The organism is Streptomyces sp. NPDC058576, from assembly GCF_042718715.1.
Taxonomy (GTDB): domain Bacteria; phylum Actinomycetota; class Actinomycetes; order Streptomycetales; family Streptomycetaceae; genus Streptomyces.
The window spans coordinates 18,624-30,274 of sequence record NZ_JBHXPF010000060.1; the positions used below are offsets into that span (position 1 = coordinate 18,624).

The window sequence follows — 11,651 nt, forward strand, 5'->3', positions numbered from 1 at the left end:
GGCCGCTCGCGTACTGTGACGTGCCGGGGGCGGCACGAAGGCCCCCGTCGGACACCGGGGCGATCCAGAGCGAGGAAGCACGTGGCAGAGCAGAGGCCGTCGCACCGTCAGGCAGCGGTGACCGGCGCCCGCAGGGTCGTCGTCAAGGTCGGATCCTCCTCGCTCACCACGGCCTCCGGCGGCCTCGACGCCGACCGGGTCGACGCCCTCGTCGACGTCCTCGCCAAGGTCAGGGACGGCGGCGAACGCGAGGTCGTCCTCGTCTCCAGCGGAGCCATCGCCGCCGGGCTCGCCCCCCTCGGCCTGGTCCGCAGGCCCAAGAACCTGGCCCGCCAGCAGGCCGCCGCCAGCGTCGGCCAAGGCCTCCTCGTGGCGCGCTACACCGCCTCGTTCGCCCGCTACGGCGTCCGCGTCGGCCAGGTGCTCCTCACCGCCGACGACACCAGCCGCCGCGGCCACTACCGCAATGCCTACAGCACCCTGGACAAGCTCCTGGAGATGGGCGCCGTCCCCGTCGTCAACGAGAACGACACCGTCGCCACCGAAGAGATCCGCTTCGGCGACAACGACCGGCTCGCCGCCCTCGTCGCCCACCTCGTCCACGCCGACCTGCTCGTCCTGCTCTCCGACGTGGACGGCCTCTACGACGGACCGCCCGGCACCCCCGGCGCCGCCCGGATCGCCGAGGTCACCGGCCCCGACGACCTCGCCGGCGTCACCATCGGCAGCGCCGGGAAGGCGGGCGTGGGCACCGGCGGCATGGTCACCAAGGTCGAGGCCGCCAACATCGCCACCGCCGCGGGCGTCCCCGTCGTCCTCACCTCCGCCAGCCGGGCCGCCGACGCCCTCGCGGGCCGCGACACCGGCACGTACTTCCACCGCACCGGTCGCCGCTCCGCCGACCGGCTCCTGTGGCTGGCCCACGCCTCCACCCCGCAGGGCGCGCTCACCCTCGACGACGGCGCCGTACGGGCCGTGGTGGAACGGCGCACCTCGCTGCTGCCCGCCGGAATCTCCGCCGTCGAGGGCGAGTTCAGCGCCGGCGACCCGGTCGAACTGCGCGATCCGCGCGGCACCCCGATCGCCCGCGGACTCGTCAACTTCGACGCGAAGGAGATCCCCCAACTGCTCGGCCGCTCCACCCGGGACCTGGCCCGTGAACTGGGGCCCGCCTACGAGCGCGAGGTCGTACACAGGGACGATCTGGTCATTCTCACGCCGCGCCTCACCCCCTGAAACGGCTGAAAGTCCGGCTCTTCGGCGGGGACCTTCGGCAAAACCACCCCACGCCCGGCTGTGGACTGGTCCACTTTGTTGTGGGGAAACAGGGGACCGCAGAGCAACACACCACAGGAGGCCGCCGGTGAGACGAGCGCGCCCGGGGGCGCCGCCCCGAGGCACGGCCAACCGCGCCCTGACGAGTGTCGGGGCGGGGGCGGATTTCGACCGGAATCCCCTTCCGTCGGACGCCGTCGAACGGGAGCCGGTCACGACGGCGAAGGAGGAGTCCCCGCAGTCGAAGCTCTGGCACATCACGCTCAGCGTGTCGGGCACCGAGACTCCGCTGGGAGAGGTCAGACGCGGTCTGGAACAGCTCGCGCACGACCATCCCTTCCTGCTGACCAGCCGCTACGCAGGCGACCACGCGGAGATCCGCTACTGGGAAGAGGCTCGCGACCTCCACGACGCGGCCGCGGTCGCGCTGCGGCTGTGGGGCGAGCACCGCTCCAGCGCCCAGCTCCCGCCCTGGGAGATCGTCGGCCTCGAAGTCATCGACCGCGAGACCTACCACCTGCGGATCGCCGAGGGCTACGGGCCGCCGCCCGCGGCCCCCGTGGGCGTGCACCCCTACTGACCCCCGCGGTGCTCCAGGTGACGTCCGCCCCTCGGGTCGGCCGTCTCGCATCACGGGATACGTGACGGATGCCCGCAGAGTGCGCATTACTCTGCGGGCATGACCACGCTCTCGCCCTACGACAACCTCTCCCCGGTCGCGCAGACCGCCTACCGGGCCCGCGCGGCCGCCGCCGACATCGCGCCACTTCCGCGCGCGGCCAAGGACGACGCGCTGCTGGCCATCGCCGACGCCCTGGAGGTGCGGACCGCCGAGATCGTCGAGGCCAACGCGAAGGACGTCGAGCGCGCCCGCGAGGCCGGGACGAGCGAAGGCATCATCGACCGCCTCACCCTCACCCCGGAACGCATCCGCGCCATCGCCGCCGACGTACGGGACGTCGCGGCCCTCCCCGACCCGGTCGGCGAAGTGGTGCGCGGCTCGACCCTGCCCAACGGCATCGACCTCCGCCAGGTCCGGGTCCCGCTCGGCGTGGTCGGCATCATCTACGAGGCCCGGCCCAACGTCACCGTCGACGCCGCCGCCCTCTGCCTCAAGTCCGGCAACGCGGTCCTGCTGCGCGGCTCCTCCTCCGCCTACGCCTCGAACACCGCACTCGTGCGGGTGCTGCGCGACGCGGTCGGCGGCTCCGGACTGCCCGCCGACGCGGTGCAGCTCGTCCCGGGCGAGAGCCGTGACTCCGTGACGGAACTGATGCGGGCCCGCGGCCTGGTCGACGTCCTCATCCCGCGCGGCGGCGCCTCGCTGATCCGCACGGTCGTCGAGCAGTCCACCGTCCCCGTCATCGAGACGGGCACGGGCAACTGCCACGTCTACGTCGACGCGCAGACGGACCTGGCCATGGCGGTCGACATCCTGATCAACTCCAAGGCCCAGCGCCCCAGCGTCTGCAACGCGGCCGAGACCCTGCTCGTCCACAAGGACGTGGCGGAGGCCTTCCTGCCGCTCGCCCTGGACGCGCTCGCCGGGGCCGGGGTCACCGTCCACGGCGACGAGCACGTCCTCGCCCACGCCGAGGGCTCCCAGGCCACCGTGGTCGCGGCGACGACGGAGGACTGGGAGACCGAATACCTCTCCTACGACATCGCGGCGGCGGTCGTCGACTCCCTGGACGCGGCGGTCGCCCACATCCGTCTCTGGTCCTCCGGCCACACCGAGGCGATCGTCACCACCTCGCAGGCCGCCGCCCGGCGGTTCACCCAACTGGTCGATTCGACCACGGTCGCCGTGAACGCCTCCACCCGCTTCACGGACGGCGGGCAGTTCGGCTTCGGCGCCGAGATCGGCATCTCCACCCAGAAGCTGCACGCCCGAGGTCCGATGGGTCTGCCCGAGCTGACCTCGACGAAGTACATCGTCACGGGCGACGGGCACACCCGCTAGACCCCTTCGGCCACGGTGGCCCCTCCTGCCTCGTCGCCTCCGGCCGGCCGCCCCCGTCCGGAGGGGACGATCGCATGTTCCCCCGTGCCGATCCGGGGGAGTTCGCGGGGTCCCTGCCCAAATGGTCCCGGCCCGGCTACGCTGAATCCGTGCCGGACGACGTGGGGGGCAGGCCGTTCTCTGACGGCTGGGAGCCCGACGACGACCGCGGGGGCGCGGACGAGGACTTCGCCTCCGTGGTGTTCGACGAGGATTTCGTCCGGTCGGCGCCCGTCCACGAGCCCACCGCCGTGGAGCGCCTGCTCGCCGCCGCCGAAGCCCGCGCCGAGGCCGACGCGGCCCGCGCCCGCCGCAGCCGCCGCGCCGACGACGACACCTACGGCCCCTACGGCGACTCCCGGGGCTACCACGACCCCCAGGACCTCGACTACGATCCCGACCACGGCGCCGAGGGCGACGGCCCGGGGCCCTACGGCCGCCACGGCGGCTCCCTGCGCCCCTACCGCAACTCCGCCCGCTGGCACCGGCCGGTCGCCTGGCTGCTCGCTGTGGTGATGGGGGTCGGCATGGTCTCCCTCGCCTTCACCGCGGTCTACCGGGGCGCCTCGAACAACCGCCAGGACCAGGTGCCGCCGCCCGCCAGCAGCGGCGTGGACAAGCCCGGGGCCGCCCCGTCGGCCTCCGCGGACTACTCCCGCCCCGTGGTCTCCGCCGAGCCCCGGGTGCCCTGAGCCCGCCCCTCGTCACCCGTTCGCCGACGGCCGACCCGGACGCCCCCGCAGTTCCCGGCGGTCTCCGCGTTTACGCGGACCGCAATCGACCTACCCTGAAGATGTGACCCCTCGTTCCCAGGGGGGCTTCTCGCTGCCGCACGCCCCGCTCGGCCGAAGCAGACCGTTGCGCACCGAACCGACCGGTGTGGAGATCGGGAGAGAAGTCATGACAGGCCGCTCAGAACCGCCGGACGGCCCGCCCGAGAACCCCGCGGGCGGCGAGGACGAATACCGCTCGCTCGTCTTCGACGAATCGTTCATCCAGGCTGCCCGGATGCAGGAGTTCTCGGCGCAGGAACGGATGGGCGAGCACGCACGCGCCGTCCGCACCGTGCCCCAGGAACCGGTCTCCGTCCGCGGCGGCGGCGGCTCCCGGGCCGCCATAGCGCTGGTCGTCCTCATCGCCCTGGCCTTCGCCGTGGCCGTCTACATCGGATTCCGGAGCCCGTACCCCCAGCCGGCCACCCGACGCGCCGAACCCCTGCGGACCACCGTCGTCCCCCTGGCCCCCCGCGGGGCCGTACCGGGCGGGTCACCCGAGCGGCTGTACCGGACCGAGCCGGTCTCCGGATTCCGCACGGGCGCGGCGGGCATCAACTTCCCCGCCGTGGAACGCACGCAGAACTTCTCCGACAGCCAGATCACCGCCGCGCTCGCCACGGTCAAGGACTACCTGGTGGAGTCGTCCCTGAACCCCGACGTCCTCACGGGCTCCGTACGCCGGCCGGTCGAGCACCTTCTCGACCCGGACCAGCGCACCCAGTTCGAACGCAGCCTGAGCGACCCGGCGGACGACGGGAGCCACGCCGCCACCGGCTGGCTGGTCCGCTTCGACCCGGAACGGGTGGAGCTCGCGGACCCGCGGATCCGGGTCCAGGGCACCCTCCGCTACGAGGAGGAGGCGGCGGGCATCCTCGGCGTCGTCTCGGACCACACCTTCACCTACGCCCTGCGCCCGGCGGACGGACCCCACCGGGAGGACGACGCGTCCCTGTTCACCGTGCGGCGCGAGCTCCACTTCCGATTCGACCGGGAGGACCTGCGACTGCACCGCCTGGAGGTGCGCACCGCCCATGTCCAGGCAGGGCCGCAGTCCTGCTCGGCCGACGCGGCCGGGATGCTGCGCCCGCTCCTGGCCGGGGAGCGGGCGGACGCCCGCGGACCCGCGGCCACCGACCCGTACGCCACGGGGCCGCCCACAGCGGCGCTGTGCGGGACGCTGGCGGCCGGTCAGTCCCTCGACGGCCCCGACGTCCCCGGGCTCCCCTCCTCAGGGTCCTGAGGACGACCGGGAGCCCCGTCCCCGCCCGTAGCCGAACCGCCGCCGGAGCCGGCTCCGGTGAACCGGTCGCGCAGCTTGCCGCCCAGGTCTCCCGCGCCGCCGGCGATGTCGCCCACCAGCTTCATCAGCGGGTCCTTGCTGGTGCGCACCGTGTCCGCGTAGTGCGAGGCGGACTCCTTGAACGAGCCGGTCACCGAGGTGTCCTTGTCCTCGTCGCGCCGCGGGTAGTGGCCGTCCATGATCCGCTGGAAGTCACGGGTCTCCGACCACTTCTTCAGCTCGGCGGCCCGCACGGTGGTGAAGGGGTGCGTCCGGGGCAGCACATTGAGGATCTTGAGGACGGAGTCGCGGAGATCGCCGCCCTTCTCGTACTCGTCGGCCTGGGCGAGGAAGGCGTCCACGTTCATCTCGTGGAGGTGATTGCCGCCCGCGATCTTCATCAGCCCGCGCATCGAGGCCGTGATGTCCTGGCCGACCAGCAGCCCGGCCCGGTCCGCGGACAGCTCCGACTTGCGGAACCACTCGCGCAGCGCCGTCACTATGGCCATGATCGCCACATTGCCCAGCGGGATCCAGGCGACCTTCACGGCGAGGTTGGTCAGGAAGAGCAGTATCGTCCGGTACACCGAGTGACCGGAGAGCGCGTGGCCCACCTCGTGGCCCACCACCGCCCGCATCTCCTCCTCGTCGAGCAGCTCGACCAGGCCGGTGGTGACCACGATGATCGGCTCGTCAAGACCGATGCACATGGCGTTGGGCTGCGGGTCCTGCTTCACGTACATCGGCGGGACCTTCTCCAGGTCCAGGATGTAACACGCGTCGCGCAGCATGTCGTTGATATGGGCGAACTGGGCGTCGCTCACCCGGACGGAGTCGGAGAGGAAGAGCAGCCGCAGGCTCCGCTCCGGGAGCAGCCCGCTGAGCGCCTTGAACACGGTGTCGAAGCCGGTCAGCTTGCGCAGGGCCACCAGGGCCGAGCGGTCGGCGGGGTGCTCGTAGGCCCGGGAGGAGATCCCGGGGAATCGCCGGCGCGCCCTGCTCGGCACGTTCTCGTGACTGTTGTCGGTCATGGATGGCCCCCTGTTCGTACGAGACGTCGCTCGTCCCCCGGACAAAAGCCAGCGTATGCGCTGGCGCTACGGTGTGCGGGGGGCTGTGGATAACTTTGAGGAGCGCCCGAAATGCCGCACACCGCCGTACTGCTCGCCGCCGCGTCCGAGGAGCAGGGACCGGGTGACACCCTCCGGATCGTGCTGCTCGTCTCGATCCTCGGAGCGGTGCTGCTCGCCTGGTTCCTGCTGCGTGGATACCGCAACGACGACAACAACGACTGAGTCGCCGTGAGCGTGCCCGAGGGTCCCGCATACGATGGGCCCGACGTCTTCCTTCCGACTCACGATCGATAGGTCCTGCCGAAGATGAGCCTCACGAGCACCGCACACCAGCTTTCCACTCTCGCCTCCGGGGGCGGCGAGGGCGGCGGCAACCACGAAAGCCTCAACCCCTACTTCGTCGGCGCCGGGGCCTTCGTCGCGCTGATGCTGCTTCTGTTCATCACCATCAGCTTCAACCGCGACCGCTGAGCCGGGGCGTACGGCTGTGCCAGTAGGCTCTGCACGCATGGGAGAGCAGGAAGTGCCTACCGGCCCCGGCAAGCGCCGTATCGGCGTGATGGGCGGGACATTCGACCCGATCCACCATGGACACCTGGTGGCGGCCAGTGAAGTGGCCGCCCAGTTCCATCTCGACGAGGTCGTCTTCGTGCCGACCGGGCAGCCGTGGCAGAAGAGCCACAAGACGGTCTCCCCGGCCGAGGACCGTTATCTGATGACGGTCATCGCCACCGCGTCCAACCCGCAGTTCTCCGTCAGCCGCAGTGACATCGACCGTGGCGGACCGACGTACACCATCGATACGCTGCGGGACCTGCGTGAGGTCCACGGCGAGGCGGACCTCTTCTTCATCACCGGCGCCGACGCGTTGTCCCAGATCCTGACCTGGCGCGACGCGGAGGAGCTGTTCTCGCTCTCCCACTTCATCGGGGTGACCCGTCCGGGGCACGTGCTCACGGACGACGGACTGCCCGAGGGCGGTGTCTCCCTCGTGGAGGTGCCCGCGCTGGCGATCTCGTCCACGGACTGCCGTGAGAGGGTCGCGCAGGGGGAGCCGGTCTGGTACCTGGTGCCGGACGGTGTGGTCCGGTACATCGACAAGCGCCAGCTGTACCGCGGCGAATGAGCCACGGAGAGGGGCATCGGTGAACGACCGACAGAACCCGTACGACCCGTACTACCAGGAGCCGCAGATCGTCGGCTACGACGCGTACGGGCAGCCGGTCTACCAGCAGCAGGGGCAGCAGCAGTACGACCAGCAGGGCCGGCAGCGGTATGACCAGCAGGGTCAGCAAAGTCAGGGTTACGACCCCTACGCCGCCCAGCAGGGGCAGGGGCAGGGGCACCAGACCCAGGACGCCGGCTACGGCTACGACGCGTACGGCAACCCCCAGCAGCAGCCGCAGGGTTACGACCCCTACGCCGGACAGCACCAGGGCCAGACGCACCCGTGTGAGACACAGCAGGGCCAGGGCGCCGACCCGGGGTACGGCTACGGCTCCTACACCGACTACGGCTACGCCACCGGGCAGCAGGCCGCCGCGGTCGACACCGGCCAGCACTGGAGCATCCCGCAGCAGGGTGCCGCCCCCGCACCGGAACAGGCCCCGCAGCACGCCCCCGCACCGCAGTCGCCGGAGGCGGCCGAGCCGGAGGCGGCCGATCCGGACGCGGAGCCCGGGCTTCCGGGGCAGCGCAAGCCCGCCCCCGACTACCGCACCGAGCAGTTCTCGTTCATCGAGGAGCCCGACGAGGACTCCGAAGACGTCATCGACTGGCTGAAGTTCACCGAGAGCCGCAGCGAGCGGCGCGAGGAGGCGCGGCGCAAGGGCCGCAACCGGATGGTCGCCCTCATAGTCGTGGCCGTTCTCGTCGTCGTCGGCGGGGCCGGTTATCTCTGGTCCGCCGACATGATCCCGGGCCTGTCCGGATCGGACGAGAAGAAGGCCGTGGCCGCCGGAGCCCAGCAGCGCGACATGATCGTGGTGCATCTGCACGACACGAAGAAGGGCGGCACCTCGACGGCGCTGCTCGTCGACAACACCACCACCGAGCAGGGCACCACCGTCCTGCTGCCCAACTCCCTCGCCGTCGCGGGCGACGACGGAACCACCACCACCCTCGGCAAGTCCGTCGAGGACGACGGCAGGACCGGCACCCGGGAGTCGATCGACACCCTCCTGGGCACCCGGATCACCGGCACCTGGCGGCTGGACACCCCGTACCTGGAGAACCTCGTCGAGCTGGTCGGCAATATCGAGGTCGACACCGACACCGACGTACCCGGAGCGAAGAAGGGCGAATCACCCCTGGTGAACAAGGGTGAGGGGCAGACGCTCAGCGGTCCGATGGCCGTCGCGTACGCCACCTACCGCGCGCCGGGGGAGCCCGAGGCCAAGCAGCTGACCCGGTTCGGGGAAGTCATGCGGGCCACGCTGCGCAAGATCTCCGAGGATCCCAAGGCCGCGACCGTCACCATCGAGACGCTGCTCCAGGTGCTCGACCCGTCACTGCCCGAGAAGGACCTCGGGGCCTCGCTCGCCAAGCTGGCCTCACGTGCCAAGGTCGGCGACTACAAGACGGCCCTGCTGCCGGTCCAGGGGGACGGCACGCTCACCGAGGCGGACACGCGCGGCGTCGTCAAGGACATCCTCGGCGGCACGGTGAAGGCTCCCGAGGCGGGCGCACCGCTGCGGGTCGCCGTCCGCAACGCCACCGGGAACCAGAAGGCCGCGGAGGCCGCCCGGGTCCAGCTGGTCAACGGCGGTTACGCCTTCGTGGACAGCGGCAAGGCAGGGGCCGCGGCGTCGTCCGTCGTCCTCTACCGGTCCGCCGAGGACAAGGAGAAGGCCGTCGAGGTGGCCAAGACCCTGGGGCTCGCCGCAGGCGACGTGAAGAAGGGCGAGCCGGCCGCCAACGCCGACGTGTCCGCGGTCCTCGGCCAGGACTACGAGGTCCAGTAGCCCGCTCGGGGCCACCGGTCGACGCTCCGGCGCCGGCCGGTGGCAGCCCGAAGCCCGGCCGGGGGAAACCAGTAAGGCGCTGTCGGCGGTCCGTGAGACCCTAGAGGTTGCATCCGACCGCCGACGAAAGCCTGCATGTGACCGCCACGGACCGCTCCATCGAGCTCATCAACGCCGCCGCTCAGGCGGCCGCCGACCGGCTCGCGCACGACATCATCGCCTACGACGTCAGCGATGTGCTGTCGATCACCGACGCCTTCCTGCTGGCCTCGGCCCCCAACGACCGCCAGGTCAAGTCGATCGTCGACGAGATCGAGGAGCGGCTCCAGAAGGAGCTCGGCGCCAAGCCGGTGCGCCGCGAGGGCGACCGCGACGCCCGCTGGATCCTCCTCGACTACGTCGACATCGTCATCCACGTCCAGCACAGCGAGGAGCGCGTCTTCTACGCGCTGGAGCGCCTGTGGAAGGACTGCCCGGAGATCGCCCTTCCCGAGGACGCGATCAAGACCCGTGGCAAGGCCGAGGAGCACGCACAGCTCAACGGCGGCACGGAAGGTGACCAGAGCTGAACGGCAGCAGCGGCGGCAGGGGCCGCAGGATCGTCCTCTGGCGGCACGGCCAGACGGCATGGAACCTGGAGCGCCGCTTCCAGGGCTCCACGGACATCGAGCTCACCGAGGCCGGCGTCGGGCAGGCCCGCCGCGCCGCCCGGCTGCTCGCCTCGCTGAAGCCGGACGCCATCGTGGCCTCCGACCTCCGGCGGGCGGCGGCCACGGCCGCCGAGCTCTCCGCCGTCAGCGGCCTCACCGTCGCCCACGACGCCGCACTCCGTGAGACGTACGCCGGCGCCTGGCAGGGGCTCACCCACCAGGAGATCGTCGAGCGCTTCGGCGAGCAGTACGCGGCATGGAAGCGCGGAGAGCCCGTGCGCCGGGGCGGCGGCGAGCTGGAGACCGAGGTCGCCGACCGGGCGGCCCCCGTCGTTCTGGAGCACGCCGACAAGCTTCCGGAGAACGGCACGCTCGTCGTGGTCAGCCACGGCGGCACGATCAGGACGACGATCGGCCGGCTGCTGGGCCTGGAGGCGCACCACTGGGAAGGGCTCGGCGGGCTGTCCAACTGCTGCTGGTCCGTCCTAGGGGAGGGCGCGCGCGGCTGGCGGCTGCTGGAGCACAACGCGGGCACGCTCCCGGAGCCGGTGCTCGGCGACGACGACTAGACGCCGTCGGGAGGCCGTTGAGAGGCCGTTGAGAGGCCGTTCGCGGGCCGCCCCCGGGCGGCCCGGGCCGGATTTCACTTTCCGGCCGGTCGCAGGCTAAAGTTCTTCTTGTTCGCAGCGCGGAAACGCAGGGAAACACGGCGAACAGCGGGGCTATAGCTCAGTTGGTAGAGCGCCTGCATGGCATGCAGGAGGTCAGGAGTTCAATTCTCCTTAGCTCCACAATCAGGATCCCGTCCCCACCAGGGGGCGGGATCTTCTGCATGAGGGCGCCGAGCGGGCTGACCCCCTTGCGGGGCCATGGCAGAATCGGAACGCCGGAGGGGGCGACGTACCGATCGGGAGGGAGCGCGATGCCTGCGAGTCGCGAACACGTCCCCGACCAGCGCCTTGTCGCCGCCTCGCCCCCCGGCCCCGAAACGTCCGAAGTCCGATCCCGTCTCGGCTGTCCGTCCTGCGGTTCGTCCCATGTGGCCCAGGTTCTGGGTGACAACGGAGGGGTCTCCTACGTGTGCACGGCCTGCGGCCACAGCTGGAGCTGACTGATGGGTGCACACAGGCGTAAATGCGACTGGTGCGGCAGCGGTACGCCCATCGTCAGGGACATGGACCCCGTCAACCCGGAGTACCAGTACTGGTGCGAGGAATGCGCACGGGCGTTGATCATAAAAGGCGACCCCATCGAGACCTACCGGGAGCTGGAGGGGGAGCCGATCTACGGGCGGCTCCTGGAGGAGCACTGCACCCTCAAGCGCTTCTACTCCTTCGCAACCGCCTGACCTGCGGCTGACGGGTCAGCGCCCGGAGTGATGCTCGGGATGATTCGGGCGCATCGGTGCAGACCGGAAACGATTTGGTGAAGCACCGGGGTGTGCGTGTAATGTTCTCGATGTCGCCAAGGGAAACCGCGCGGCAAGCAACACGGGGCTATAGCTCAGTTGGTAGAGCGCCTGCATGGCATGCAGGAGGTCAGGAGTTCAATTCTCCTTAGCTCCACAAGATCGGCAGTGAAGAAGCGGGCCACCCCAAAAGGGTGGGCCCCGTAAAGTGTGCCGACCGCCGTA

At 70.9% G+C, this 11,651-nt stretch carries 12 protein-coding genes, 2 tRNA genes and 1 pseudogene; 14 read left to right on the forward strand and 1 reads right to left on the reverse strand.

What is annotated here, in order from left to right; genetic code table 11:
* Nucleotides 1–81 precede the first annotated feature (81 nt).
* From proB to ACFWRV_RS30020, 5 genes and pseudogenes are all read left to right on the forward strand, one after another.
* A complete protein-coding gene (gene proB / locus ACFWRV_RS30000; RefSeq protein WP_384338944.1) occupies nucleotides 82–1,236 on the forward strand; it encodes a glutamate 5-kinase in 1,155 nt (384 codons plus the stop codon).
* 127 nt (nucleotides 1,237–1,363) lie between these two features.
* Entirely contained in the window at nucleotides 1,364–1,855 is a 492-nt protein-coding gene (locus ACFWRV_RS30005; protein WP_384338946.1) for a hypothetical protein, read from the forward strand.
* Nucleotides 1,856–1,954: 99 nt separating this feature from the next.
* On the forward strand, nucleotides 1,955–3,238 hold the full coding sequence (locus ACFWRV_RS30010; RefSeq protein WP_384338948.1) for a glutamate-5-semialdehyde dehydrogenase: 1,284 nt from the start codon (nucleotides 1,955–1,957) through the stop codon (nucleotides 3,236–3,238).
* A 149-nt stretch (nucleotides 3,239–3,387) separates the two neighbouring features.
* Entirely contained in the window at nucleotides 3,388–3,969 is a 582-nt protein-coding gene (locus ACFWRV_RS30015) for a hypothetical protein (protein WP_384338950.1), read from the forward strand.
* A 208-nt stretch (nucleotides 3,970–4,177) separates the two neighbouring features.
* Nucleotides 4,178–5,324, forward strand: a pseudogene (locus ACFWRV_RS30020) (hypothetical protein).
* On the opposite strand, the gene ACFWRV_RS30025 reads toward ACFWRV_RS30020, so the two are convergent.
* A complete protein-coding gene (locus tag ACFWRV_RS30025) occupies nucleotides 5,242–6,363 on the reverse strand; it encodes a M48 family metallopeptidase (protein WP_384338952.1) in 1,122 nt (373 codons plus the stop codon). The pseudogene ACFWRV_RS30020 and the gene ACFWRV_RS30025 sit on opposite strands and share 83 nt — an antisense overlap.
* Nucleotides 6,364–6,474: 111 nt before the next feature.
* On the opposite strand from ACFWRV_RS30025, the gene ACFWRV_RS30030 reads away from it, so the two are divergent.
* From ACFWRV_RS30030 to ACFWRV_RS30070, 9 genes are all read left to right on the forward strand, one after another.
* Entirely contained in the window at nucleotides 6,475–6,627 is a 153-nt protein-coding gene (locus ACFWRV_RS30030) for a hypothetical protein (protein ID WP_003969217.1), read from the forward strand.
* Between the two features lie 84 nt (nucleotides 6,628–6,711).
* Complete coding sequence (locus ACFWRV_RS30035; RefSeq protein ID WP_384338955.1) at nucleotides 6,712–6,876, forward strand: hypothetical protein; 165 nt, start codon at nucleotides 6,712–6,714, stop codon at nucleotides 6,874–6,876.
* A 37-nt stretch (nucleotides 6,877–6,913) separates the two neighbouring features.
* On the forward strand, nucleotides 6,914–7,531 hold the full coding sequence (nadD, locus tag ACFWRV_RS30040; protein ID WP_371623384.1) for a nicotinate-nucleotide adenylyltransferase: 618 nt from the start codon (nucleotides 6,914–6,916) through the stop codon (nucleotides 7,529–7,531).
* A 19-nt stretch (nucleotides 7,532–7,550) separates the two neighbouring features.
* Nucleotides 7,551–9,368, forward strand: coding sequence for a LytR C-terminal domain-containing protein (locus ACFWRV_RS30045; protein ID WP_384338957.1), 1,818 nt, complete (start codon nucleotides 7,551–7,553; stop codon nucleotides 9,366–9,368).
* 137 nt (nucleotides 9,369–9,505) lie between these two features.
* Nucleotides 9,506–9,937, forward strand: a complete 432-nt coding sequence (gene rsfS, locus ACFWRV_RS30050) for a ribosome silencing factor (RefSeq protein WP_010062919.1) — start codon at nucleotides 9,506–9,508, stop codon at nucleotides 9,935–9,937.
* Complete coding sequence (locus ACFWRV_RS30055) at nucleotides 9,934–10,587, forward strand: histidine phosphatase family protein (protein WP_384338978.1); 654 nt, start codon at nucleotides 9,934–9,936, stop codon at nucleotides 10,585–10,587. The genes rsfS and ACFWRV_RS30055 overlap by 4 nt, the downstream gene beginning before the upstream one ends.
* Nucleotides 10,588–10,736: 149 nt before the next feature.
* Nucleotides 10,737–10,809, forward strand: a tRNA-Ala gene (locus ACFWRV_RS30060).
* A gap of 323 nt (nucleotides 10,810–11,132) precedes the next feature.
* Nucleotides 11,133–11,366: a hypothetical protein gene (locus ACFWRV_RS30065; protein WP_073216832.1), complete on the forward strand. Its 234-nt coding sequence runs from the start codon at nucleotides 11,133–11,135 to the stop codon at nucleotides 11,364–11,366.
* A gap of 144 nt (nucleotides 11,367–11,510) precedes the next feature.
* A tRNA-Ala gene (locus ACFWRV_RS30070) sits at nucleotides 11,511–11,583 on the forward strand.
* Nucleotides 11,584–11,651 lie beyond the last annotated feature (68 nt).

Coding starts and splice junctions, on each gene's coding strand:
- ACFWRV_RS30010 (WP_384338948.1), top strand. CDS start 1,955: ATGACCACGCTCTCGCCCTACGACAACCTCTCCCCGGTCGCGCAGACC.
- ACFWRV_RS30025 (WP_384338952.1), bottom strand. CDS start 6,363: ATGACCGACAACAGTCACGAGAACGTGCCGAGCAGGGCGCGCCGGCGA.
- ACFWRV_RS30030 (WP_003969217.1), top strand. CDS start 6,475: ATGCCGCACACCGCCGTACTGCTCGCCGCCGCGTCCGAGGAGCAGGGA.
- ACFWRV_RS30035 (WP_384338955.1), top strand. CDS start 6,712: ATGAGCCTCACGAGCACCGCACACCAGCTTTCCACTCTCGCCTCCGGG.
- nadD (WP_371623384.1), top strand. CDS start 6,914: ATGGGAGAGCAGGAAGTGCCTACCGGCCCCGGCAAGCGCCGTATCGGC.
- ACFWRV_RS30065 (WP_073216832.1), top strand. CDS start 11,133: ATGGGTGCACACAGGCGTAAATGCGACTGGTGCGGCAGCGGTACGCCC.